The organism is Ornithinimicrobium faecis (assembly GCF_023923225.1).
Lineage (GTDB): Bacteria > Actinomycetota > Actinomycetes > Actinomycetales > Dermatophilaceae > Ornithinicoccus > Ornithinicoccus faecis.
Genome location: NZ_CP099489.1, coordinates 1157229 through 1181169, shown reverse-complemented (window position 1 = coordinate 1181169; position 23941 = coordinate 1157229). Strand labels below are relative to the sequence as shown.

The 23941-nt window shown below is 69.5% G+C and carries 28 protein-coding genes; 16 read left to right on the top strand and 12 right to left on the bottom strand.

All coding sequences use genetic code 11. The features are described 5' to 3' along the window. The first annotated feature begins 87 nt into the window (after window positions 1-87). Both NF556_RS05540 and NF556_RS05535 read left to right on the top strand, forming a co-directional pair. Complete coding sequence (locus tag NF556_RS05540; RefSeq protein WP_252594493.1) at window positions 88-1038, top strand: transglutaminase-like domain-containing protein; 951 nt, start codon at window positions 88-90, stop codon at window positions 1036-1038. A 73-nt stretch (window positions 1039-1111) separates the two neighbouring features. Beyond that, window positions 1112-1699, top strand: coding sequence for a DUF998 domain-containing protein (locus NF556_RS05535; protein ID WP_252594492.1), 588 nt, complete (start codon window positions 1112-1114; stop codon window positions 1697-1699). Between the two features lie 30 nt (window positions 1700-1729). Here NF556_RS05535 and NF556_RS05530 read toward each other — a convergent pair whose 3' ends face one another. The 4 genes from NF556_RS05530 to NF556_RS05515 all read right to left on the bottom strand — a co-directional run bounded on the left by NF556_RS05530 (window position 1730) and on the right by NF556_RS05515 (window position 5095). Continuing rightward, the gene (locus NF556_RS05530) at window positions 1730-2284 is read right to left on the bottom strand and encodes a DinB family protein (RefSeq protein WP_252594491.1); all 555 of its coding nucleotides are present in this window, start codon (window positions 2282-2284) and stop codon (window positions 1730-1732) included. Window positions 2285-2355: 71 nt separating this feature from the next. Beyond that, the gene (locus tag NF556_RS05525) at window positions 2356-3156 is read right to left on the bottom strand and encodes a hypothetical protein (protein WP_252594490.1); all 801 of its coding nucleotides are present in this window, start codon (window positions 3154-3156) and stop codon (window positions 2356-2358) included. 77 nt (window positions 3157-3233) lie between these two features. Further along, window positions 3234-4043 carry an ABC transporter permease gene (locus NF556_RS05520; protein ID WP_252594489.1) on the bottom strand — a complete coding sequence of 270 codons (810 nt, stop codon included), beginning with the start codon at window positions 4041-4043 and terminating at the stop codon, window positions 3234-3236. A gap of 44 nt (window positions 4044-4087) precedes the next feature. Further along, on the bottom strand, window positions 4088-5095 hold the full coding sequence (locus NF556_RS05515) for an ABC transporter ATP-binding protein (RefSeq protein WP_252594488.1): 1008 nt from the start codon (window positions 5093-5095) through the stop codon (window positions 4088-4090). 87 nt (window positions 5096-5182) lie between these two features. Here NF556_RS05515 and NF556_RS05510 point away from each other — a divergent pair, with 87 nt between their 5' ends. The 8 genes from NF556_RS05510 to NF556_RS05475 all read left to right on the top strand — a co-directional run bounded on the left by NF556_RS05510 (window position 5183) and on the right by NF556_RS05475 (window position 10795). Continuing rightward, window positions 5183-6154 carry a helix-turn-helix transcriptional regulator gene (locus NF556_RS05510; RefSeq protein ID WP_252594487.1) on the top strand — a complete coding sequence of 324 codons (972 nt, stop codon included), beginning with the start codon at window positions 5183-5185 and terminating at the stop codon, window positions 6152-6154. A gap of 205 nt (window positions 6155-6359) precedes the next feature. Next, window positions 6360-6884, top strand: coding sequence for a SigE family RNA polymerase sigma factor (locus NF556_RS05505; protein ID WP_252594486.1), 525 nt, complete (start codon window positions 6360-6362; stop codon window positions 6882-6884). Beyond that, complete coding sequence (locus NF556_RS05500; protein WP_252594485.1) at window positions 6881-7987, top strand: hypothetical protein; 1107 nt, start codon at window positions 6881-6883, stop codon at window positions 7985-7987. Before NF556_RS05505 ends, NF556_RS05500 begins: the two co-directional genes overlap by 4 nt. Before the next feature lie 27 nt (window positions 7988-8014). Then, entirely contained in the window at window positions 8015-8659 is a 645-nt protein-coding gene (locus NF556_RS05495) for a Maf family protein (protein ID WP_252594484.1), read from the top strand. Between the two features lie 50 nt (window positions 8660-8709). Then, window positions 8710-9078 carry a hypothetical protein gene (locus NF556_RS05490; RefSeq protein ID WP_252594483.1) on the top strand — a complete coding sequence of 123 codons (369 nt, stop codon included), beginning with the start codon at window positions 8710-8712 and terminating at the stop codon, window positions 9076-9078. A gap of 78 nt (window positions 9079-9156) precedes the next feature. Further along, window positions 9157-10014 carry a hypothetical protein gene (locus tag NF556_RS05485; RefSeq protein ID WP_252594482.1) on the top strand — a complete coding sequence of 286 codons (858 nt, stop codon included), beginning with the start codon at window positions 9157-9159 and terminating at the stop codon, window positions 10012-10014. A gap of 36 nt (window positions 10015-10050) precedes the next feature. Then, the gene (locus NF556_RS05480) at window positions 10051-10476 is read left to right on the top strand and encodes a DUF1801 domain-containing protein (protein ID WP_252594481.1); all 426 of its coding nucleotides are present in this window, start codon (window positions 10051-10053) and stop codon (window positions 10474-10476) included. Between the two features lie 31 nt (window positions 10477-10507). Next, complete coding sequence (locus tag NF556_RS05475) at window positions 10508-10795, top strand: type II toxin-antitoxin system ParD family antitoxin (RefSeq protein WP_252594480.1); 288 nt, start codon at window positions 10508-10510, stop codon at window positions 10793-10795. A gap of 47 nt (window positions 10796-10842) precedes the next feature. On the opposite strand, the gene NF556_RS05470 is transcribed toward NF556_RS05475, so the two are convergent. The 4 genes from NF556_RS05470 to NF556_RS05455 all read right to left on the bottom strand — a co-directional run bounded on the left by NF556_RS05470 (window position 10843) and on the right by NF556_RS05455 (window position 15474). Then, a complete protein-coding gene (locus tag NF556_RS05470; RefSeq protein ID WP_252594479.1) occupies window positions 10843-11484 on the bottom strand; it encodes an NADPH-dependent F420 reductase in 642 nt (213 codons plus the stop codon). After that, the gene (locus tag NF556_RS05465) at window positions 11481-12569 is read right to left on the bottom strand and encodes an LLM class flavin-dependent oxidoreductase (protein WP_252594478.1); all 1089 of its coding nucleotides are present in this window, start codon (window positions 12567-12569) and stop codon (window positions 11481-11483) included. The genes NF556_RS05470 and NF556_RS05465 overlap by 4 nt, the downstream gene beginning before the upstream one ends. 101 nt (window positions 12570-12670) lie before the next feature. Continuing rightward, window positions 12671-14263: an acyl-CoA carboxylase subunit beta gene (locus NF556_RS05460; RefSeq protein ID WP_252594477.1), complete on the bottom strand. Its 1593-nt coding sequence runs from the start codon at window positions 14261-14263 to the stop codon at window positions 12671-12673. 26 nt (window positions 14264-14289) lie between these two features. After that, window positions 14290-15474, bottom strand: coding sequence for an acyl-CoA dehydrogenase family protein (locus NF556_RS05455; protein WP_252594476.1), 1185 nt, complete (start codon window positions 15472-15474; stop codon window positions 14290-14292). Window positions 15475-15553: 79 nt separating this feature from the next. Between NF556_RS05455 and NF556_RS05450 the strand changes: the two genes are divergently transcribed. The 4 genes from NF556_RS05450 to NF556_RS05435 all read left to right on the top strand — a co-directional run bounded on the left by NF556_RS05450 (window position 15554) and on the right by NF556_RS05435 (window position 18234). Further along, the gene (locus NF556_RS05450; protein ID WP_252594475.1) at window positions 15554-15997 is read left to right on the top strand and encodes a MerR family transcriptional regulator; all 444 of its coding nucleotides are present in this window, start codon (window positions 15554-15556) and stop codon (window positions 15995-15997) included. A gap of 305 nt (window positions 15998-16302) precedes the next feature. Then, window positions 16303-16698 carry a GntR family transcriptional regulator gene (locus NF556_RS05445; RefSeq protein ID WP_252594474.1) on the top strand — a complete coding sequence of 132 codons (396 nt, stop codon included), beginning with the start codon at window positions 16303-16305 and terminating at the stop codon, window positions 16696-16698. A gap of 1 nt (window position 16699) precedes the next feature. Then, window positions 16700-17410, top strand: coding sequence for an ABC transporter ATP-binding protein (locus NF556_RS05440; protein ID WP_252594473.1), 711 nt, complete (start codon window positions 16700-16702; stop codon window positions 17408-17410). After that, window positions 17407-18234: a hypothetical protein gene (locus tag NF556_RS05435; RefSeq protein WP_252594472.1), complete on the top strand. Its 828-nt coding sequence runs from the start codon at window positions 17407-17409 to the stop codon at window positions 18232-18234. The genes NF556_RS05440 and NF556_RS05435 overlap by 4 nt, the downstream gene beginning before the upstream one ends. Window positions 18235-18255: 21 nt before the next feature. Here the strand turns inward: NF556_RS05435 and NF556_RS05430 are convergent, their stop codons facing one another. Genes NF556_RS05430 through NF556_RS05420 form a run of 3 tightly spaced genes read right to left on the bottom strand, consistent with a single transcriptional unit; the run spans window position 18256 to window position 20273 of the window. Next, entirely contained in the window at window positions 18256-19503 is a 1248-nt protein-coding gene (locus NF556_RS05430; RefSeq protein WP_252594471.1) for an RNA polymerase sigma factor, read from the bottom strand. Next, window positions 19500-19886, bottom strand: coding sequence for a YciI family protein (locus NF556_RS05425; protein WP_252594470.1), 387 nt, complete (start codon window positions 19884-19886; stop codon window positions 19500-19502). The genes NF556_RS05430 and NF556_RS05425 overlap by 4 nt, the downstream gene beginning before the upstream one ends. 3 nt (window positions 19887-19889) lie before the next feature. After that, complete coding sequence (locus NF556_RS05420; RefSeq protein WP_252594469.1) at window positions 19890-20273, bottom strand: YciI family protein; 384 nt, start codon at window positions 20271-20273, stop codon at window positions 19890-19892. A gap of 154 nt (window positions 20274-20427) precedes the next feature. On the opposite strand from NF556_RS05420, the gene NF556_RS05415 reads away from it, so the two are divergent. Both NF556_RS05415 and NF556_RS05410 read left to right on the top strand, forming a co-directional pair. After that, a complete protein-coding gene (locus NF556_RS05415) occupies window positions 20428-21633 on the top strand; it encodes a cysteine desulfurase-like protein (protein ID WP_252594468.1) in 1206 nt (401 codons plus the stop codon). Between the two features lie 81 nt (window positions 21634-21714). Next, window positions 21715-22470 (top strand): alpha/beta hydrolase family protein, encoded by a 756-nt coding sequence (locus NF556_RS05410; protein WP_252594467.1) that lies wholly within the window; start codon window positions 21715-21717, stop codon window positions 22468-22470. Between the two features lie 168 nt (window positions 22471-22638). Here the strand turns inward: NF556_RS05410 and NF556_RS05405 are convergent, their stop codons facing one another. Then, window positions 22639-23901, bottom strand: a complete 1263-nt coding sequence (locus NF556_RS05405; RefSeq protein WP_252594466.1) for an alpha-hydroxy acid oxidase — start codon at window positions 23899-23901, stop codon at window positions 22639-22641. Window positions 23902-23941: the final 40 nt, after the last annotated feature.

Below are 23941 nucleotides of genomic sequence, written 5' to 3'. Positions count from 1 at the left end.
GTCTCGTACACCCCTCCCGGCTTCTGGTGGCGTTTCGTACCCAACGGACGTTGACCTTGCCCCTGGGGCAGGGCCGACAGTGAGTTCATGACCACGCAACCCGAGACCACGCAACCCGAGTCCATACAGCCCGAACACTTCCGGCCAGATCACCACACGAGCTACAGCGACCCAGGCCCGTGGGCACTCCTGTTATCCGCAGTCGACCCGACGGTCGAGGCGGTGTCCACAGCCGTGCGCAACGTGATCGCCCACTACCGCGGGGAGCAGGCGATCCTGCCAGAGCACACCCGCGAGGACATCCATGGTCGGTGGATCGTGCGCACCCTGGAGCGTGACCAGCAGCGTCACAACGCCCCACTCACGCAGCATCGCGACCTTCCGGAGCGGGTCCAGGGCTGCTGCCGCGACCACACGCTGCTGGCCTGTGCGGTGCTGCGCCAGCACGGGATCGCCGCGCGCGGACGAGTCGGCTTCTCCCGCTATCTGCACCCCGACTTCTGCCACGACCACGTGATCGTGGAGGCCCGACTCGACGGCAGCGACGGCCGCTGGGTCCGGTTCGACCCCGAGCTTGCGGGCCCGCTCGGCTCGCTGACCACACCGACGGACATGCCGGTGGGTGCGGAGTCACCCTTCCCGACAGCAGCCGAGGTCTGGCAGTCCTGGCGGGCTGGCGATCTCAACGCGCAGGACTATGGCGCGGCTCCGGATCATCCGGCGCGTGGCCCCTGGATGATCCAGAACTATGTCCTGCGCGACCTGGCCCACCGGTTTGGCGACGAGCTGCTGCTGTGGGACTTCTGGGGTGCGATGGCTGCCCCGGGCTCCGTGGACGAGGACCAACTCGCGCTCACCGACCAGGTGGCTGCCCTCATCGTCGCCGCAGACGCCGGAGACCGGGACTGCGAGGTCGACCTGGAGCGTTGGTATCGCGCCGACCCACGGCTGCACCCAGGCCGCAGTGTCCTGCGTCGTGACCCGTTCGCGCCCCAGTCGCCACCCGTCGCGGAGGTGCTGACCACCTCCGTCGCGTGACTTCCGGCACTGGTCCCACCATCTGATCGGTGATGTGGTGGGGTGGTCGTGATCGACTTGTGAGAGGACACCTGTGGCCCCCTGGATTGGCGCACTCGGCGCGGCGCTCTTCGTGCTCGTCTTCCTCATCGACGGAGCGACACGACCGGGCTACTCCCCCACCCGGCACACGGTGAGCGCACTTGCCCTGGGACCGCGGGGCTGGCTCCAGCGCGCCAACTTCCTGGTGTGCGGGGCCGCGATCACCGCAGGCGCCGTCGGGCTGCTCATCTCCGGGGACCACCGGATGCTGGGCCTTGTGCTGACCATCTTCGGACTCGGTCTGGTGGTTTCCGTCATCCCGATGGACCCGATGCGCGGCTATCCGCCGGGCGCCCAGGACGAGGACCCCACAGAGTTCTCCGCCGCGCACTCACTTCATGACGGCGCCGGTGCGCTCGTGTTCTTCGCCCTGCCGGTCATCTCGGTCGTCTCCGCCTTCGCGCTGCCCGGGGTCGCATGGACCGTCGCAGCAGTCCTGGTGACAATCGTGCTGATGGCGGCGCTGGCTGCCTTCCAACGCGGCTGGCACGAGGACTCACCCTCGACCGGCACCGCTCAGCGCGCTGTGCTGGTGCCAGGCCTGCTGTGGGTGGCCGCGGTCTTCCTGGGCTTCTCCTGACGCCGACCGTCGTGGCCCGCACCACGCCGATCAGCCCTCGCCGAAGGTCATTCCTGCGTCGTGCGCCAACGTCATCGTGGTGTTGCCACCGTCCAGCTCCTCGCGGATGATGTCGGCGTGACCGCTGTGGTGGGCGGTCTCGCGGAACATGTGGAGCAGGATGCGGCGCACGCTCTGCTGCCCGGGCTCGGGGTCCCACGGAGCCTTGGGCAGCGGGATCGCCGCGTCCAGGTCGGGGACCTCGCGGATGAAAGCGTTGGTGCGCTCGGCCTGCGCTGCGAACTCGGCCTGCCACTGCTCGAACGTCTCGTCTCCGGTGAGCTCGTAAGCATGGGCGGCAGCCTCCATGTCGAACACTGCCTCGGGATCGGCCTGGGTGATGGTGGTGATCCAGCCCTGCTCATTCAGCGTGACGTGCTTGAGCAGCCCGCCCAGCGTGAGCTGGCTCGAGGTGCTCCGCGTGCGGGCCGCCTCCTCGGTAAGCCCACGCATGGCGATCAGCAGGTTGCGCCGCTGATCGTCATAGATCTCGATGAGAGTCTCGCGCTCGGTGGATCCTGTCGTCTCGTGCGGCTCAGTCGTCATGCCAGTCACGCTAGACCGGACGACTGACACTGTGCAGGGGTTTTGACCACCCACCCGGCTGGTCCCGTGACTCAGCGATCCAGCCACCACTTGATCAGGAAGGCCAGCGGCACCAACGGGATCGCGGAGGCACCGATCAACCCCACGATGAGGGCACCCTTGGCCTCGGCGCCCAGCGTGGGCTTGATCCATCCGGCACGGTCGAGAACCACCTGCAGCGGCTCGTTCAGGTCGGCCGTGTTGAAGGTGTAGTCGACCGGCTTGGTGACGCCCTCACGACTGGTGCCCAACTCGATGCGCTTCTCATAACGCCACACGCGACCGCCACTGCTGCTGCCCGTCGCGGCGCCGAGGACCGGCACCCCGGCCTGCCAGTCGAGGGCGAGATAGTGATCCGTGCGGGTCACCTTGCCCGGACCCGCCATGACCAGGCGGGTCTCAAAGGCGCGGGTGGTGCCGTTCTTCTGGGCCGCCACCCACCAGGACCTGTCCTGCAGGTCCCAGTTCACCTGGATCACCTCGTCGTTGTGCGCCACGACGTAGGGCGTCTCCCGGAGGGCATAGGCCAACTCCGACGCGACCGCGGCGAGCGGCCACGGCTTCTCCGGATCCGTGGCGACCTGCTCCGGGGCGGCCGGCCGCAGATCAGTGAGCTTCGTGCCCATCTCGCGCTTGGCACGGGGCGCGAAGAAGAGGGCAATGCCGCCCACCACGAGACAGAGCACGGCGCCGAACGCGAACGCGAGACGGTCGGCCATTTCGGTCATGACCGCGATCGCCAGGACCGCTGCACCGACCCCGAGCGCGGCAAAGATCACCCCGAAGATGATCATCCCGAGCCAGTGAAGTCGAGTTGGCAGATTCCAGCGCATGACAGTTCCCCTCCCTGCAGACAGCCCTCGTGTCTAGCACAGGGACACCCGCGCACGCCACATCGCCCACGAGCGGATCAGCCGGCGCTGCCCTGCATGGCGCGGATCCCCACAGTGAGCCCGATGAGGGCCGTCAGACCAGCCGCGACGGCACCCCACAGGACGTCGGTGTTGGCCAGGTCACCGGCAAACAGGGCGCGCTCGGCCTCCACGACATAGGTCAGTGGATTCACGCTCGACAACGCCCGCATCCAGCCCGGCCCGCCGTCCAGCGGCAGCAGCATCCCGGACAGGATCATCACCGGGAAGAGCACGGTCTGCTGCACCACCCAGAACATCCAGTCCTGCTTGCGGACGGCGATCGCCAGCGCATAGCTCAGCGAGCCCAACCCGACTCCGAGGACGCCGAGCAGCGCCAGCCCCAGGACGGCCCCGACCGGATAGAGGGTGAACCCGAACGGCAGCATGACGAGCACGATCAGTGCCGCCTGCGCGAGGAGCGTGACGATCTCCTTCAGCGCGCGTCCGACCAGCTGAGCAGACCGGCTCAGCGGCGTGACCAGCATCCGCTCGTGGGCGCCAGTCTGCATCTCATAGAGCAGGTTGGAGCCGACCACCGAGGAGCCAAAGAGCGAGGTCATCACCAGGATCGCCGGGACGAACCACTGCCACACATCACCGCCTGGGACGCCCCCACCGAGGTTGCCGGACAGCAGCGGCCCGAACAGCGCCAGGAAGAAGATCGGCTGGACCAGGCTGAACAGCACGGAGAACGGGTCGTGCAGCATCGGTCGCAGCTCGCGCATGAGCACGATGCCGGTGTCACTGACAAACGAGCGGCGTTCCGCCACGAGGTCGTATGCCGACAGCTGGGTCTGGGTGGTCATGTCTCGTCCTCCGGGGCCTGGGTTCTGGGTTTGGGTCGCCATGGTCATGCCGCCACCTCCGTGGCGTCGTGGGCGGGGGTGTCGTCGGTGCCGGTCTGGTTGGCCTCGCGCAGACTCCGCCCGGTCAGGGTGAGGAAGACGTCGTCGAGCGTCGGGCGGCGCACCTGGACCTCGGTGAGCTGGAGCTCCGCGTCGTCTGCGGCGTGCACCAGCTCGCTGACCCGCGCGGCGCCGTGGGTGATCGTCGCGGTGACGACGGGTCCGGTGACCTCGACCTGGGTGGTGGCAGCCCACCGGCCGACGACCTCCGCCAGGGTCCGGGCCGCAGCCTCCCCGGTGGTGGTGACGGTCAGCCGGTCCGCGGCGTGCTGGCTCTTCAGTGCCTCCGGGGTGTCGTCGGCGATGACCTGCCCGTGGTCCACGATCACGACCCGGTCTGCCATCGTGTCCGCCTCGTCCAGATAGTGGGTGCTGAGCAGCACCGTCATGGCGTGCTCGGTGCGCAGCCGGGTGATGTGCTCCCAGAGGTTGGCCCGGTTCTGCGGGTCCAGACCCGTCGAGGGCTCGTCCAGCACCAGCAGCGGCGGTGCGTGGACCAGGCCCATCGCGACATCGAGCCGGCGCCGCTGTCCCCCTGAGAGATCGGTGACCTTGCGCTTGTGCATCCCGCGCAGGTCCAGGGCCTCCAGCAGCTCGGTGCCCCGCGAGCGCGCGGTCCGGCGGTCCAGGCCGTAGATGACGCCCTGGGCATAGAGCTCGTCCCCCACGCGCTGGGTGTGTCCGGCACCGTTGCCCTGGCCGACATAACCGAGGTGTTTGCGCACCTGGGCGGGCTGCCGTGCCACGTCATACCCGGCGACCTTTGCCGTGCCCGAGGTGGGCTCGATGAGGGTGGTGAGCATCCGCATACTCGTGGTCTTGCCCGCCCCGTTGGGACCGAGCAGGGCGACCACCTCACCCTCCTCGACCCGCAGGTCGATGCCGCGGACGGCATGGACGATCTCCTGGCGTCCGATCGTGAAGTCCTTGGTGAGTCCTGCTGCGTGGATCATGGCGCCTCCAGTGGTTGATTCGACCCACACCACGTTAGAGACGGTGGAGGTCAGTTTCTGTCCTCTACCGTCTCTACTATTGAAGACATGACGACACCATCGGGACGACTGCTGACCCTGCTGTCACTGCTGCAGTCCAGGCGGGACTGGCCCGGGATGGCGCTCGCCGAGCGGCTGGAGGTGACACCGCGCACGGTGCGCCGCGACGTGGACCGGCTGCGCGAGCTGGGCTATCCGGTGCAGACCACCAAGGGCCCGGCCGGCGGCTATCGGTTGGCCCCGGGCGCGGACCTGCCGCCGATGCTCTTCGACGACGAGCAGGCGGTCGCGGTGTCCGTCGCGCTGCAGACCGCCACGAGCGGCATCTCCGGCATCGAGGAGGCGGCACTGCGGGCGCTGGCCACCATCCGCCAGGTGATGCCCGCCCGGCTCCGGCACCGGGTGGACGCGCTGCAGGTGACCGCGCTGCGCGGCGGATCGCAGCAGCAGTCGGTCGACGGCGAGGTCCTGCTCGAGGTCGGCCGGGCGTGCCGCGACCACCAGCGGCTGCGCTTCGACTACACCGCCAAGGACGGGGCACAGACTCGTCGGGACACCGAGCCGCACCGCCTGGTCAGTTGGGGACGGCGCTGGTATGTCGTGGCCTGGGATCTCGACCGCGACGCCTGGCGGACCTTCCGGCTGGACCGGCTGACCCCCAAGATCCCGGTGGGGCCGCGATTCACCCCGCGCGAGCTGACCGACGAGCAGGTCGATGCGCTGCTGAGCCCCTTCGCGGAGAACCGGACCTGGCCCGCGCAGGGTTCGGTGATCCTGCACGCCCCGGCCCGAGACGTGGCCCGCTGGCTGGGCCTGGACCAGGGCACGGTCACCGCGCTGACAGCGGACAGCTGCCGCGTCGAAATCGGCTCATGGTCCTACGGCTCCCTGGCCGCCTGGCTGCTGCTGTTCGAGGCCGACTTCGAGGTGCTCGGCCCGCCGGAGCTGACGCAGGCCTTCGAGCAGATCGCCACCCGCGTCGCTCGCGGGGTGTCAACGGGCGCCAGCAGCCTCACCTGACCTCCCTCTCTATCGACCGAGCGCGTCGTGTTGCGAGAATTCACCCCCACCGAGCGCGTCGTGTTGTCCCCCACAACTCCACCGAGCGCATCGTGTGGCGAGAAATCACCCCCACCGAGCGCGTCGGCCAGCGAATCCTCGCCATGAGGCAACCTTGTGGGCACCTGCCACGTAGGGGGTGTGTGAACCAGGCGGAGGAGACGGGATGAGCAAGCGACGGCGCGATGCGGAGTTCACCGCGTTCGTCCAGCGGGCGAGCCCGGAGCTCCTGCGCATCGCGTGGTTCATCACCGGCGACGTCGAGCAGGCCAAGGAGCTGGTGCAGGCCTCCCTGACCAAGACCTACACGGCCTGGGCCAGGGTGCGTCCGAACGAGGCGATGGCCTACACCCGCACGGTCCTGGTCAACCAGCAGCGCGACACCTGGCGCAAGCGACGCCGCGAGGTGCTGGTCGACCACACCACCGAGCCGGAGGCAGCGCCCGTGCCCCAGGCTCCTCCCCGACACCTGGCCGATGATGTCGTCGACCAGCAGGAGCTCATGGCCGCCCTGGCCCGACTGCCCGAGCAGCAGCGGCGAGTCGTCGTCCTTCGCTACTACTGCGACCAGTCCGAGGCGGCCGTCGCGGACCAGCTCGACATCGCCGTGGGGACCGTCAAGAGCACGGCTGCCCGTGGGCTGGCCAGTCTCCGAGGGCATTTCGCCACCATTGATGAGGGGATCCGATGATCACCAACGAGCACGACCTGGGGGATGCGCTGCGCTCCGTGCCCTCCCCTCCCGACCTGCAGCTCGACGTCGACCAGGTGCTCACCTCCGTGCAGCGGGTGGACCGCCGGCGCCGCACCCGTCGCGGCATCACTGCCGGGCTCGCTGCGGCAGCGGTCGGGGTCTGCGCACTGTGGGGCACCGGGATCACCCCGGGGCCGCTCGGCGTGTTGCCGGCCGCCCCGTGGCTCAGTGCCTGTCAGGGCATCACAACCGGCGAGGACGGCACCACCCAGATCAACCTCGACTCGGTCTCGTATGCCGAGGTGCCGGTCACCGTGTGGCCCTCCGCTCCCGAGGGGGAGACTGTGGTGGCCCTGGACACCTGCAGCGAAGACGTCTCACGCGTGGCCTTCGCTCTGCTGGGCGAGACAGGCCGCCTCACTCATGTCGAGGCACCCGCCCAGTACGCAGCTGACGACCTTGCTGCCCTGCAGCACGGCGAGCGCCTGCAGCCGGGCCTCGTGACACTCAGCGAGAGGGACACCCTGCACTTCGGGGTGGTGGGGGCGGACGTGACCGACCTGCGCTTCCTGAGCCGGGGTGCCTCGCCAGAGGTGCAGCGGGAACCTCTGCCGGGCACCGCCCTGGAGGCCTATGCGGCTCATGCCGGAGCAGACCTTGCGCAGACCCTGGGGGTGGCCTGGACCGATCCTTCGGGGACCGGACACGTGCAGTGGCTGCACGTCCACGACGTCGTCACCTTCGACAGCGATCCCGGTGAGGAGGTGCCCCTGGTCGCGCAGGCCCTGCAGGGGTCCTGGAATCTCTGGTTGCCCGGCGCGACCGAGGAGCACGGGCACGCAGAGGTCGGCGACCTCGGCGGCTCGATCGGCGCCGAGCACGATGACGGCACCTACGAGCATCTTGCGCTCCTGCGCGACGGTGTCGACCTCGCGGTCGAGACCCCAGCGGACAGTCCACCAGCCGTGGTCCGTCATGGCGAGTCCAGTGACGGTGAGACACGCTTTGCGTGGGCGAAGGTGCCCCCCGGCAGCACCCTGTTCGAGGTGGATGCACAGGGCAATCGCCTCGACACCCTCACCCCGTCCGCGCGTCCCTGAGTCTGTGACGGGGACTACCGTGGGTCCGTGCCGACACGCCTTGTCCTCGCCTCCGCCTCCCCCGCCCGCCTCAGCACCCTGCGCTCTGCAGGCGTTGCGCCCGAGGTGATCGTCTCCTCGGTCGACGAGCCGGCCGTTCAGGCCGCAGCCGAGCAGGCTGCAGGTCATCCACTGGAGGCGGCTGACCTCGCGCTGTTGCTGGCGAGGGCCAAGTGCGAGGACGTGGCCTCGAACGCCCCGGAGGCCGACGTGGTGCTCGGCTGCGACTCGGTCCTGGAGTTGGACGGTGAGATCCACGGCAAGCCCGCCGACGCGGCCGAGGCCACCAGTCGCTGGCACAAGATGCGAGGGCGCTCCGGCACCCTCCACACCGGCCACTGGCTCGTCGACCAGCGAGACGCCGACGCGGGAGGGACCGCGGGCACCGTCGGCGCCACCGCCTCCACCCTGGTCCACTTCGCCGACCTCAGCGATGAGGAGATCGACGCCTACGTTGCCACCGGTGAGCCCCTGAGGGTGGCCGGTGCGTTCACCGTGGACGGCCTCGGCGGTCCCTATGTGCGTGGCATCGAGGGCGACTTTCACGCAGTCGTCGGCGTGAGCCTGCCCGTGCTGCGCGATCTGCTCGGCGAGCTCGAGATCCCTTGGCACACACTGCGATCGACCGTATGACGTGTGGCCGGCAGAGACCTGCGGGTCCCCCGCGTGGGGCGCACCCGCGGGTGCTGCTCGCCTCCGCCGCCGGGGCGCTGGGCGAGGAGCGAGTGGTCGACTGGTGCGCTCGTCTCATCCTGGGGCAGGAACGCTCTGACGACCCGGACCTGGCGTGGCTGGGCGGCACCGAGGACTGGGCACCCTACTGGCGGCGGGTCTGGGGCGCCCGTGGGCTGCTCTATGTCTGGGACGACGGTGCGCTCGAGGCGATCGCGGCAGCTCTGGCGGACGAGCACTGGCGGGTCCGCGAGATGGGGCTGAAGGTGGTGCGTGCCCACGGCCTCAGCGGCCTCACCGGTGAGACCGCCGAGCTGCGAGAGGACACCAATGCGCGCGTCCGCGCCGCAGCCGAGAGAGCACTGGCAGCGATGTCCTGACGGGGGCTTGGAACGTTTCACCCTGTCCGATGCGTTTCTCCTATGTCCGAAAACGCTCACTCGAGACGGAGGGCCACCATGAAGAGCCGCCGGACCAGCAGCACGATCGTCGCAGCCACCACGCTTGCCGTGCTCCTCGCCGGCTGCGGAGGGGATGAGGAGGAGCCCGAGGTGCTCCCCAACGAGTCGGCCAGCGAGCAGAGCGATCCGCCGGACGACGCGGCACAGGACACCGCCGACGAGCCGGCCGAGGACAGCGCAGGGGCGACAGAGCCAGCCGAGGACAGCGCCGGGCCGACAGATCCGGCCGAGGAGACAGATCCGGCCGATGACGATGGCAGCGCAGCAGCCGGGATCCCGACCGTCCCGGTCGACTATGCCGACGCTCTCGTGGTCGCCTGGGGATCTGGCGACCAGGAGACTATGGCGCAACTGGGCACCGAGGAGGTCGTGCACATCCTCGGCGACGGAGGCGGCCCGAACTGGCAACAGGTCAGCTCCGAGGGAGCCGCTGGATCGACAGCGGTGACCTATCAGGACTCCGAGACCGGCGACACCCTTTCCCTGCGAGTGGACAACGCCGCTGCCAGCGAGGGAGCCGAGCAGGCCGTCGTGCAGGCGAAGTTCACCACGGCCGGGGACGAGCCCGGCCTGCCCACCGAGCCAGCGGCCTATGCCGACGCTCTTGTGGTTGCCTGGGGATCCGGCGACCAGGACACCATGGCGCAGCTGGGCACCGATGAGGTCGTGCACATCCTGGGCGACGGCGGCGGGCCAGACTGGGCCCAGACCGGCGCCGAGGGGGCTGCCGGATCGACGATCGTGACCTACGAAGACTCCGAGAGCGGCGACGTGTTGACACTGCGGGTGGACAACGCCGCAGCGAGCGAGGGCGCAGAGCAGGCCGTCGTCGAGGCGAGGTACGAGACCCCCTGACCCACGGCATACCAGGTCTGGGACGACAATGACGGGGTGAGCGAGCAGAAGACTGTCCCGACGGACGCCGACGTGCAGACCTTTCTGGAGGCGGCGCAGCCCGCCCGCAGGCGCGAGGACGGGCTGGCGCTGGCCGAGATCTTCCGTGACGTGACCGGCACCGATCCCGTGCTGTGGGGTCCGTCGCTGGTCGGTTACGGGAGCTATCGCTACATCTCCCCGGCGAATCCCCGCACCCGGGGCACCTGGCCGCGGACCGGGTTCTCACCCCGCAGGGCGCAGCTCTCGCACTACGGACTCAAGGACCTGCCGGAGGGTGCCGCCCTGCTGCCGCGGCTCGGCACCTACACCGAGGGTGCGGGCTGCGTCTACGTCAAGCGCCTGGACGACGTCGACCTGGACGTCCTGCGCCAGCTGATCGCGATCGCCTGGGCACGCGGGGACGACCCCGAGCCCAGCTGACTCGCCCTAACTGCCAAAGGAGGTGTTAGAGATGGCCACGAGGAATGTTGTCCTGAGTCCGCACCAGCACGAGTTCGTCGAGGCGCTGGTGTCCTCCGGACGCTATCAGGATGCCAATGAGGTGCTGCGCGCCGGGCTCCGGCTCCTGGAGCGGCAGGAGGCAGAGGACGCTGCCAAGGTCTCCGCATTGCGTGATGCTGCCGACAGTGGTTGGGCCGATCTTTCAGCCGGACGTTACGACGACGTTGCCGATGAGAACCTCGAGGACTTCATCAGCCAACTCGGCGCACACGCAGCGCAGGGTCACTCGGCAGGCTGATGGCGAGATATCGCCTCCCTCACGCCGCTCAGGGGTCCGCTGGCTCGCTACGAAACTGACTGCCCCTGGGCGGGCTCGTGGCCGGTCATCGCCCGGAGTGCTGCGGCACCGACATTGGCCCCGAAGGCTGGCGCGCCGGGCTCAAGCACGACACCCCGCTCGAGTGGCCCGACCACGACCGGGTCGAACCCCAGATCGCGCACGAGGCTCGCCGCGACCGCCAGGTCCTCGCGATCGTCACCCGCGATCCCAATGGCCTTGCGGTCGGCGGAGCCCGCTGGTCCGGCCTCGTCCTCAAGGTCGTGATAGCCCATGTGGTTGAACGCCTTGACGACGCGGGAGTCCGGCAGGAACTCCTGCACGATCTGGCTGGTCGAGACGAAGTCGTCGCGCACCCCGTCGACCTCCCACCAGTAGTTCATCGCGTCCAGGACCAGCTTCCCGGCCAGGGCGTCCTGCGGGATCGTGTGGTGCTTGCTCAGCGGGAGGGCAAGGATCACCACGTCGCCCTTCAGAGCAGCCTCGGCCGCGGTCGTCGCGACGGCACCAGGCGCCAGGACCTCGATCGTCAGGGCAATCTTCGCCGGATCACCCGAGCCGGCGATGACGACGTCGTGGCCCGCTTGGGTCGCAAGCTTGGCCAGGACGATGCCGACCTTGCCCGCGCCCAGGATGCCGACCGTGCTCACGCAGACTCCTTGCCCCGCTGAGCGGCGAGCAGCTCGCGCACCCGCGGGATGACCTCGCGGCCGTAGAGCTCCACGGAGCGCAGCCGCGCTGAGGTGGGCACACTGCCGGTGGTGTAGATCATGTCGAAGCGACCGACGTCAAGGGCACTGACTGCCTGCGCCATGCGCCGGGCCACCGTCTCGGGGGACCCGACATAGAGCGAGCCCTCCGCGATCTCGCCGTCGAAGGCCGCTCGGGTGACCGGCGGCCAGCCACGTGAGGCGCCGATCCGGTCCCGGCTCACCTTGAAGCGCGGCCAGAGGATCTCAGCGGCCTCCTCGTCGGTGTCGGCGACGAAGCCCGGCGAGTGCATGCCGACCGGGTGTGCCGTGGTGCCGAACTGCCCCGCAGCCCGCCGATAGAGGTCGACATACGGAGCGAACCGCTGGGCGGGGCCACCGATGATGGCGAGCATCAGGGGGAGACCGTAGGTCGCCGCGCGGATCACCGACTGGGGCGAGCCTCCCACGCCCACCCACGTGTCCAGGTGCCCGGAGTCGGTCTTGGGGAAGACGTCGGCATCCGTGAGCGCGGCGCGGGTCGTGCCCTGCCAGGTGACCGGCTCCTCCTTGAGGAGCTCGGCGAAGAGCTGGATCTTCTCCTCGAACAGCACGTCATAGTCGGCCAGGTCGTAGCCGAACAGCGGAAAGGACTCGGTGAACGAACCACGACCGAGGATGACCTGCGCGCGGCCGTTCGAGAGGGCGTCCAGGGTGGCGAACCGCTGGAAGACCCGCACGGGGTCGTCCGAGGACAGCACGGTCACGCCGGAGGCGAGCTTGAGGCGCTCGGTCCGCGTCGCGATGCCCGCCAGGGCCATCTCGGGGCTGGAGATGGCGAAGTCGGAGCGGTGGTGCTCACCCAGGGCGAACACGTCGACGCCGACCTCGTCGGCGAGCACGCCCTCGGCGACCACCTGACGGATCGCGTCCGCGTGTGTGAGCAGGGTGCCGTTGTCGTCCTCCGGGATGTCGCCGAAGGTGTCCAGCCCGAACTCGAGCTCCGGGCCGGCTGCGGTGCTGGTCTGCGTGGTGTCGCTGGTCATCGGCGGGGCGCCCTTCCTGGTGCGGCTGCCTCGTGGCCGCCGCTTGGTTGAATCGTCATCGATTTCAACGCTGCGGCGGTCGCGCTATTCCACGCCGGCGATCAGACGGGCGGCACAGCCCGGTGCCGGGAGGAGAAGTGCCGGTCGCGGCGGGCTGCGTAGCGCAGCCGGTGCAGCAACTCGTCGCGCAGCGCGTCGGCCTCGATGACGCCGTCGATGACCAGGTCTGCGGCGAGCCGCTCGAGGTCGACGTCCTCCTCATACTCCGCGCGGCGGGCCGCGACGAACGCCGCCTGCTCCTCGGGGTCGGTGATCTCGGCGATCTTGTTGGCATAGACCGCGTTCACGGCCGCCTCGGGGCCCATCACGGCGATCTTGGCGGTCGGCAGCGCGAGGGTCGCGTCCGGCATGAACCCGGGCCCGCCCATCGCATACAGACCCGCGCCATAGGCCTTGCGCACGACGATGCAGAACTGCGGGACGGTCGCCTCGGACACGGCGGAGACCATCTTGGCGCCGTGGCGGATGATGCCGCCGCGCTCGACCTCCGAGCCGATCATGAAGCCCGGGACGTCGGCCAGATAGATCAGCGGGATCCCGAAGGCGTCACACAGCCAGATGAACCGGGTCGCCTTGTCCGCGGAGTCGGTGAACAGCACGCCGCCCTTGACCGCGGAGTTGTTGGCCACGATGCCGACGGTCTCCCCCGCCATCCGGCCGAAGCCGATGACCAGCTCGGCGGCGAACAGCGGCTTGATCTCAAAGAAGCTGTCGTCGTCGACCAGCCCGTCGATCACCTCGCGGATGTCGAAGGGCAGCGACTCCGCCTCGGGGACGGTGTGCCGGGTGAGCGGGGTGGCAGGCTCCTCGCCGACATAGCGCGGTGTGGGCGTGCGCCAGTTGTCGGGCACATAGGAGAAGTACAGCTTGGCCAGCTCGATGGCCTCGGTGTCGTCGGAGGCGAGCAGGTCGCCGACGCCGGAGACGGTGCAGTGCATCCGGGCACCGCCCATCTCCTCCAGCGAGACTTTCTCTCCCACAACCATTTCCGCCATGCGGGGGCTGCCGAGATACATCGAGGCGTTGCCCTCGACCATGATGATGATGTCGGTGAAGCTGGGGATGTAGGCACCGCCGGCGGCCGAGGGCCCGAACAGGCAACAGATCTGCGGGACCTTGCCGGAGAGGGCGACCTGGTTGTGGAAGATGCGGCCCGCACCACGGCGGCCGGGGAACAGGTCGACCTGGTCGGTGATCCGCGCGCCGGCGGAGTCGACGAACCAGAAGATCGGGATCTCCTCACGCAGCGCCGACTCGGTCGCGCGGATGATCTTCTCGACGGTCCGCGCACCCCACGAGCCGGCCTTGACGGTCGGGTCGTTGGCGACCACGATCGCTGGGCGCCCGTCGACCTCGCCGCGGCCGGTCACGACACCGTCGGCGGGCAGCCCGGTCGCCATGGCGTTGGCATAGCGCCCGTCCTCCACGAACGACCCCTCGTCGAAGAGCAGGGCGATGCGGTCGCGGACGAAGAGCTTGTTCTGGGAGTCGAGCTTGGCGCGCGCCTTCTCCGAGGGTGCCTGCGAGGCCTGGTATGCCGAGGCGAACCGCGCGCGGACGTCTCCCACCCGGGCGTCGGTCCCCTCGGAGGAGTCAGCGAAGGGTGCCTGCCCGGACTCGGACTGCGGTGTCATGCCAGCCATGGTGTCAGGTGTCCCGGTCAGGCGGCCGGCAGGCCCAGGCCACGGGCGATCAGCATGCGCTGCACCTCGGAGGTGCCCTCGCCGATCTCCAGGATCTTGGCGTCCCGATAGAAGCGGGCCACGGGGTATTCCTCCATGAAGCCGTTGCCGCCGAAGACCTGCGTGGCCATCCGGGTTGCTGTCACGGCCGACTCGGTCGCATAGAGCTTCGCGATCGCTGCGGCCTGCTTCACCTCGGCGACCGAGCGCTTGCCGGCAGCCTGCTGTTCGCGCAGCCAGGCCGCCTTGTAGGTCAGCATGCGGGCCGCCTCGGTCATCACGGCGATGTCGGCGACCTGGAAGGAGACACCCTGATAGGTCGCGATCGGCTTGCCGAAGGCGAGGCGCTCCTGGCTGTAGCGCGTGGTCTCCTCCAGCATCCGTTGCAGGCAACCGACCGCGAGCGCGGCGATCGCGATGCGACCGTCGTCGAGGGTCTTCAGGAACTGCTTGAAGCCCTGGCCACGCTCACCGAGGAGGTTGGCCTCGGGCACCCGGGCACCCTCGAAGGTCAGGCCGTGCGTGTCCGAGATGTGCCAGCCGAGCTTGCGATAGGGCGGCTCGACGATGAAGCCGTCGGTGCCGTTCGGGAGGATGATCGCGCTGATCTCGGGGCGGCCGTCGGGCAGCTCACCGGTCTTGGCGGTCACGGTGACGACCGAGGTGATGTCCGTGCCGGAGTTGGTGATGAAGGACTTGGCGCCGTTGACGACCCACTCGCCGCCCTCGAGGACTGCGCGAGTCTTGGTGGCACCGGCGTCCGAGCCGGCCTCGGGCTCGGTCAGCCCGAAGCCAGCCAGGGCCTTGCCGGCCAGCAGGTCCGGGAGCCAGCGCTCCTTCTGCTCCTGGGAGCCATAGGTCTGGATCGGGTTGATGCCCAGCCCGACACCGGCCTCGAGGGTGATGCCCATGGCCTGGTCGACCCGGCCCAGCTCCTCGATGGCGACACACAGGTAGGAGAAGCCCTCGTGGCCCATCCCGGCGCCGCCGAACTCCTCGGGCGCCTCGAGCCCGAACAGACCGAGCTCACCCATCTTGGGGATCAGCTCGACCGGGAAGTGGCTGTCGCGGTCCCACTCCTCGACGTGCGGGGCGATCTCGGCCTCCGCGAAGTCGCGGACGAGTCGACGGAAGTCCTCGTGGTCACTGCTGAGTTCGAACATCGGTGGCCGGCCTCTCGGGTGGAACTGGGGATGAGCGCTTACTTGACGTTGACGTAAACGTAAAGCACGATGGGGTGCTATGACAAGTGCGCAGGCAGCGGAGTCGGGCCCAGAGTCAGGAGCCGAGTCAGGAGCCGAGTCGGCCACGTGGACGATCGCGGAGGTCGCGGACGAGTTCGACGTGACTCACCGTGCCGTGCGCCACTACGAGGAGTTGGGCCTGATCTCCCCCGAGCGCCGCGGCACGCAGCGGCTCTATCACCGCCGCGACCGGATCCGCCTGGCGCTGATCATGCGCGGCCGGCGCATCGGGTTCCCGCTCGAGGAGATCCGCACGATCATCGACATGTATGACGATCACCCCGGCGAGGCGGGCCAGCTGCGCTATCTGCTGTCCCAGATCGACGACCGCAGGGCAGACCTGGAGAGCCGGCGCCGCGACATCGAGGACTCCCTCGCCGAGCTCGACGAGCTCCAGCGCCGCTGCCAGGAAGACCTCGCCCGCCTCCCCGCAAAAAGATAAAGGTCTCGTACGCCCACCCGGAACTTGATAGAGGTCTCGTACGCCCACCCGGAACTTGATAGAGGTCTCGTACGCCCACCCGGAACTTGATAGAGGTCTCGTACGCCCTCGCCGACCTTTCATTGGGGCCTCGCGCACCGGCCTCGACCCCACCGCTCGCACCGGGCACGACTGACCCCGTACGAAACCTCCCTATTTCTTGCTCCAGCCCGTACGAAACCTCCCTATTTTTTGGGGGCTTGACGTGCGCCCTCTGATGTGTCACTGTACTAAGCACTTAATACAGTGACACGCCAAGGAGCACCGTGCAGTTCGACACCGCCTCCCCCATCTGGGTCCAGCTGGTGGCCGAGTTCTCCCGACGGATCGTCGTCGGTGACTGGGCCGCCGGAGCCCGGGTGGCCGGTGTCCGCGAGCTCGCGGTCGACCTCGGCGTCAACCCCAACACGATCCAGCGCGCCCTCGCCGAGCTCGAGCGACAGGGGCTGGCCCGCTCCGAGCGGACGGCCGGCCGCTTCGTCACCTCCGACGAGGACCGCATCAACGCACTGCGCGCCGAGCTGGCCAGGGAGGCGGCTGACGACTTCGTCAGCCGGGCCCGCGGGTTCGGCATGCAGCGCACCCAGGCACGAGCCCTCATCGACGAGAGGTGGGACCAGCATGACCACGACTACGACCAGACCGAGACCGGACGGGCCTGACATGACGGAGCAACCAGCACCGGACCTGATCCACGTGCGTGGCCTGACTAAGACCTACGGCGACGTCACGGCACTGCACGCCCTCGATCTCGACCTCGCCCCGGGCCAGGTCATCGGCCTCCTCGGCGAGAACGGCTGCGGCAAGACCACACTGCTCAAGGTGCTGGCCGGCGTCCTCGCGGACTACACCGGTGAGGTGCGGATCGCCGGTCACGCGCCCGGCCCGCAGTCCAAGGCGCTCGCCTCGTTCCTGCCGGACGTCAGTTTCCTGCCCGACGGCGCACGGGCGGGCTATTGCCTCGACCTCTACAGCGACTTCTTCCCCGACTTCCAGGTCGACAAGGCCCGCGACCTCATCGGCTTCTTCGGACTCGAGGAGAGCATGCGGCTCAAGGCGATGTCCAAGGGCATGCGCGAGAAGGTGCAGATCGCCCTGGCCATGTCGCGCGATGCCCGGGTCTTCCTGCTCGACGAGCCCATCTCGGGGGTCGACCCGGCAGCGCGCCAGACGATCCTGGACGGGATCCTGCGCAACTTTTCCGAGGAGTCCCTGCTGCTGATCTCCACCCACCTGGTGCACGACCTCGAGGCGCTCCTCGACTCGGTCGTGATGATGCGCCAGGGCCAGGTCATGCTCAGCGGCGAGGTCGATGACCTGCGCGCCGAGCACGGCGCGAGTCTCGACCAGATCTTCCGGAAGGTGTACCGATGACTGCCACCCTGCTCAAGCACGAGTGGCTGCGCACGCGCAGCATGCTCGCCGCCATCGCCGGCGTCGCCGTGGTCCTGGTCGTGCTCGGCTCGGTCCTGGCGGCCACCCGGTGGCCGCTGATCTCCACGATCGGGGCGTATGCCGTGATCGTCACCATCGCGGCGCTCGTCCCGGCGGTCCAGCTCGCGCTGGCCGCGGACTACTGGCGCTCCAGCTATGGCCGGGCCGGCTATTTCACGCAGACCCTGCCGGTGCCCGGCCCCACAATCTTCCGCGCCAAGCTGCTCTGGGTCTGGACCGCGACCCTCGGCGCGATCGTGGGCGTGCTGATCCTGGGCGCCCTGGCCTGGCCCGGCACCGCCCGCGGGATGGGCTATCCCGAGCTCAACCCGTTCGTCGCCTTCGCGGACTTCTGGTCCGGCCTCCTCGAGACCGTGCCGATCTGGCAGCTCATCGTCGGGCTGATCCTGGCCCTGGCACTGGGCGTGCTCATCTGGCCGGTGCAGTACTACTTCGCCGTCTCCATCGGCAGCGAGGAGCCCCTCAACCGGCTCGGTGCCGGCGGCCCCGTGCTGATGTGGCTTGCTGTCTATGTCGGCGCCCAGCTCGTCACGCTGGTCGGCCTGCTCGTCGTCCCGCTCGGGATCGGGGCCGTCGACGGTGGGGCCCTCGGGATCGTGAGTTATGCACCGCTGAGCGAGCTGACGTCAAGCAACCCGCAGGACGTGATGCCCCTGGGGATCATCCCGGCCCTGGCCCTCGTCGCCGCCGCGCTCCTCTGGCGGACCGTGCGCTCCTGGCGCAGCAAGGTCTCCCTGGTCTGAGCCGCTCGAGCCGTGCTCGGCTCACCCTCGCGTGAGTTGACCTTGCCGCCGGGTCAGGTGGGCGACCTCGGCCGGGTTGCCGCTGAGCGCAATCGCCCGACCGTATGCCGTGTGAGCCTCCGCACTGCGCCCCACCCGGCGCAGCAACTCGGCCCGGGCGACATGGAAGGCGTGATAGGAGTCCAGCACGTCGGCGAGCCGTTCCACCTCGGCCAGGCCGACCGAGGGCCCGTCGAGCTCGGCCACAGCGACCGCACGGTTGAGCCGCACCACCGGCGACGGATCGACCGCCACGAGTTGGTCATAGTTGACGACGACCTGGGACCAGTCCGTGTCCCGGGCCGACGGCGCATTCGTGTGCACAGCACTGATCGCGGCGAGCAGCTGATAGCGCCCCGGACGCCCTCCCCCGGCGGCCACCGCGGCCAGGCGCTCACGCACCAGGGCGTGCCCCTCGGCGATCAGCGCACGATCCCACGCAGCACGGTCCTGCTCCTCAAGCGTCACCAGTTCGCCAGACGCCGAGACACGCGCCGCCCGGCGGGCATCGGTGAGCAGCATCAGCGCGAGCAGCCCGGCGACCTCGCCCTCCTCCGGCAGCACCTCGTGCAGCAGCCGCCCCAACCGGATCGCCTCGTCGCTGAGGTCGACCCGCAGCGCGTCCTGACCGCCACTGGCCAGATAGCCCTCGTTGAACACCAGATAGACCACCGCCAGCACCCCGGACAGCCGCTCGCTGATGTCGGCGGACGACGGCACCCGATAGGGGATGTGGGCTGCCCTGATCTTGGCCTTGGCCCGAGTGATCCGCTGCGCCATCGCCCGCTCCTGCACCAGGAAGGCCGCGGCGATCTCGGGCACCGTCAGACCGCCGATCAGGCGCAGCGTCAGCGCCGCCCGCGCCTCCATCGCCAGAGCTGGGTGGGCGCAGGTGAAGACCAGTCGCAGCCGGTCGTCCTCGACCGGACCGGTGCGCTCAGGGGGACTGTCGGCATACAGCATCTGGGCCGCCTGGTGCTTCGCGTCGCGCCGGGACTCCCGGCGCAGCCGGTCGATCGCCCTGCGCGTGGCGGTGGTGGTGAGCCAGCCGCCGGGATGGGGCGGTATGCCGTCAGTCGGCCACCGCTCGACCGCGGCGGCAAATGCTTCGGCCGCCGCCTCCTCGGCAACGTCGAGGTCCCCGAACCGGCGGGCCAGGGTGGCCACCACCCGCGCCCACTCCTCGTGGTGGACGCGGGTGAGGGTCTCCTCGAGGGAGGAGGAAGTCACGACCGGTGCAGGTCGGAGACCGTGTCCTGCGTGTGGAAGGGCCGGACCTCAACCCTGCCGCGACAGGCCCGTGATGCGTCGCCGGCCAGGCCAAGCGCAATGTCGAGGTCGGCCACGTCGACGACCCAGAAACCACCCAGGTGCTCTTTGGTCTCCAGGTAGGGCCCGTCGAGGATCACCGGCCGCTCACCCTGGCCGTCGACCGTGGTGGCGGTCACGGCGGGCTGCAGACCGTCGACGAAGACCAGGACCCCCTCGCGCTCGAGCCGGTCGTTGAACGCTCCGGTGTCGGCGAACGCCTGCACCATCTCCTCCGGGGAGCCATAGCCGCCGAACTCGGTCTGCTCGGCCGCGCCGAACACGGACAGCAGGTAGCGGGGCATGGCTCAGTCCTCCAAGCGGTCGTCGGCGCCCAGGATCTCGGCACGGCTGGGGAAGCGATGCACTTCCTGGGGCCAGTCAAGGGCGACGGCGAGCCGCCCGGCCCAGTGCCGTGCGGACTCATCGTCGGCCACCTCGATGACGCAGAAGCCACCGAGGTGTTCCTTGGTCTCGACGAAGGGGCCGTCGGTGAAGACCGGCTCGCCGTCGCGCGCCGCGACGCTGCACAGGGCGGTCGAGGCGTCGAGGCCCCCGTCACCGAAGACGAACACGCCCGCCTGCGTCATCGCCTCGGTCACCGCCAGCGAGGCCGCGCTCTTGGCGCGCAGCTCCTCCCCCGTGTGGGCCGGGACCCACTCGTCGTTAAACGCGATCAGATATTGCGTCATTCGCCGACTCCTCTCACTTCGCACCAGTGCCCACAGGCTCCCGGTGACCGGCGGCCCGGATGGCCGCCGTCACCCTCTCCACGAACGGCGAGGGCCGAATGCGACACCGGCTGCCGGGCAATCTCACACTAGGGGGTGCTGGCAGGATCTGGTCATGAGTTATGACGTCGACACGATCCGCTCCCACTTCCCGGCCCTACGCGAGGGCGCGGCCCACTTCGACGGTCCCGGCGGCACTCAGACCCCCGAGCCGGTCGCCCGGGCGGTCGCGGAGACGCTGACCGCGGCCGTCGCCAACCGGGGCACCGTGACCGCCGCCGAGCAACGGGCTGAGGGCATCGTCGCCGAGGCCCGCCAGGCGATGGCCGACCTCCTCCGCGCGGACCCCCGTGGCGTGGTCTTCGGCCGCTCGGCGACCGAGCTCACCTTCCACCTCAGCCGCACACTGGCCGCGGGCTGGGGTCCAGGGGACGAGGTGGTGGTCAGCCGCCTGGACCACGACTGCAATGTGCGTCCGTGGGTGTATGCCGCGGAGCAGGCGGGTGCTTCCCTCGCCTGGGTAGACTTCGACCCCGCGACGGGTGAGCTCACACCCGAGCACCTGTCGGCCGCGCTGTCGGACCGGACCGTGTTGGTTGCCATCACGGCGGCCTCGAACGTGATCGGCACCCGCCCTGACCTGCCGGCGCTCGCGGAGCTGGTGCACGGCGTCGGAGCGCAGTTCTATGTCGACGGGGTCCACTCGACGGCCCACGTGCTGCCGGACCTGGAGTCCTCGGGCGCGGACTTCTGGGTGTGCTCGCCCTACAAGTTCCTCGGGCCGCACTGCGGCGTGCTGGCCGCGCGCCCTGAGACGTTGGAGGCGCTGCACCCGGCCAAGCTGCTGCCGTCCACCGACGAGGTGCCCGAGCGCTTTGAGCTCGGGACACTCCCCTACGAGTTGCTGGCCGGCACCACCACCGCGGTGGACTTTCTCGCCGATCTGGTCCCCGGCCAGACTGGCGCCCGCAGGGAGCGGCTCACCACGGCATACACCGCACTGGAGGGGCACGAGGACCGGCTGCTCGCGCGTCTCGAGCCGGCCCTGCGCGAACTCCCGGGAGTCCGGGTCCACAGCAACGCCACACGCCGCACCCCGACCCTGCTGTTCACCATCGACGGGGTCGGCAACCAGGTGATCCGCCAGCACCTGGCAGACCTCGGCGTGAACGCTCCGGCCAGCCACTTCTATGCCTGGGAGACCAGCCAGCACCTGGGCCTGGGCGCTGAGGGCGGGGTCCGCGTGGGGCTGGCGCCCTACACCAACGAGTCCGACATCGACCGCCTCATCGAGGGGCTGGGCACCCTCCCCCGCGGCTGACCGGCGGGCGCAGCCCTCGACAACGGGTCAGTCCCCCACACCGGGAAAAGAACTCGACACCAGGTCGGCCACGCAGGCACGGTGGAGGGGACCGTCTCCCCGACCGAAGGACAGCAACCCGTGCACCGTCCCGGCTATCTCAACCCGTTCATCCTCGACGTGACCTCCGGCGCGTCAGAGGTGCTGACCGACCACGCCGACCTGTATCTGCCCGACGGTCCGGGGCCGTTCCCGGTCGTCGTGCTCGTGCCGGGCATGCTGCGCGAGCCCCCGGAGATCGGGCCGCGGGGGTGGCCGGTGTTCGAGGGCTATGCCGGGGCGTTGGTGGCCCGTGGCGTGGCGGCAGTCGTGATGGACCACGACCTCAGCAACGGTCCTGACTATCCCAAGGCCCTCGCAGAGGCGGTGCGCACCCTGGACGCGGCCACGGCCCGGCCGGAGGTCGACAGCGACCGGGCCGCGTTCTGGGTCTTCTCGGCCGGCGGACCGCTGGCCCTCGCGCTGCTCGCCGAGCACGCCGACCGGTTCGACCTGCTGGCGCTGACGTATCCGTTCCTGGAGTCAGAGCCCCTCGCCCCGTGGCCCTCCCGCGAGGAGGCCGTGGCCGCGCTCGACGGCCACCGTCTCGTGGTGACCACCGTGGGCCAGGAGTTCCCCGACTTCGTGCCCGGGCAGCAGGCTTTCCTGGCGGCGGCCCGGGCTGCTCGCGCCGACCTGGACGAGCTCACTGTCCCAGACGGAGACCACGGGTTCGACTCCCAGGAGCCCACCGAGGACGGCCGCACGGCCGTCACCCGAGCCATCGCGGCGGTGGCCCGCCATCTGCTCGACGCCTGATCCTGGCGGGTCACCGCGCGCGATCCGAGGAATCCGCTGGCCCCGGTGACGAGGACCATCATGGCGCCACCTCCTGCCCATCTCTTACGCCCGGGTGAAGGTGCCCGTCACCGGTAGCCGCGCTCTCCCGGGCAGCCGGCGACCAGTGACGGGCGGTATGTGGGGCGCTCAGGTGCGCGGGGTGACTGCCCTGGTCTCGAAGTCCAGGCGGTTGAAGCGCGTCAGCTGGGTGACGTGCGAGGGGTTGAGCTCCTCGACCGTGCGCACCTGCAGCAGCTGCATGGTGCGGCGGACCTGGTCGGCCAGGATCTCGATGGTCCGGTCGACGCCCTCGCGCCCGCCGGCCATCAGGCCGTAGAGATAGGCACGACCGATCAGGGTGAACTTCGCCCCCAGCGCAAGGGCGGCGACGACATCGGCACCATTGCGGATGCCGGTGTCCACCATGATCTCCGTGTCCTGACCGACCTCGCGGACCACATCGGGCAATAGGTGGAAGGGCACCGGCGCACGGTCCAGCTGGCGGCCGCCGTGGTTGGACAGCAGGATCGCGTCGACCCCGAGGTCGGTGAGCTTCTTGGCGTCCGACACCGTCTGCACGCCCTTGATCGCCAGCTTGCCCGGCCACATCGCCCGGATCTCGGCGAGGTCCTCGAAGTTGATCGAGGGGTCCATCGCCGAGTTGAGCAGCTCGCCCACCGTGCCGCCGGTCTGCGACAGGGAGGCGAACTCCAGCTTGGGGGTGGTCAGGAAGTCCCACCACCACCAGGGGCGGACGGAGGCATTGGCCACGGTCCCGAGGGAGATCTGCGGAGGGATGGAGAAGCCGTTGCGCGAGTCCCGCAGCCGGGCACCGGCCACCGGGGTGTCGACGGTGAAGAACAGCGTGTCGTAGCCAGCGGCGGCGGCACGCTCGACCAGCCCGTAAGAGATCTCCCGCTGACGCATCACATAGAGCTGGAACCAGTTGCGGCCGTGCGGATTGGCCGCCTTGACATCCTCGATGGAGGTGGTGCCCAGCGTGGAGAGCGTGAACGGGATCCCAGCCGCACCGGCTGCTCCGGCGCCGGCGATCTCGCCCTCGGTCTGCATCAGCCGGGTGAAGCCAGTGGGGGCGATGCCGAACGGCAGCGCCGAGGTGTCACCCAGCACCGTCGTCGAGGTGTTCACGTCCGAGACGTCGTTGAGGATCGCCGGGTGGAACTCCACGTCCTCGAAGGCCTGCACCGCGCGAGCCAGGGAGATCTCGCCCTCCGCCGCGCCGTCGGTGTAGTCGAAGGCCGCGGCCGGCGTGCGGCGCTTGGCGATCGCCCGCAGGTCATCGATCGTCTGAGCAGACTGCAGACGGCGTCGCTTGCCGTTGAGCTCGACCTTCTTGAACTTCATCAACTCGAAGATCTCGGAGGGCTTGGGGACCTGTCGCTGGACCATGCTGGTCGTCTCCTTCGTGGTGTGGGACGGAGCTGTCTCA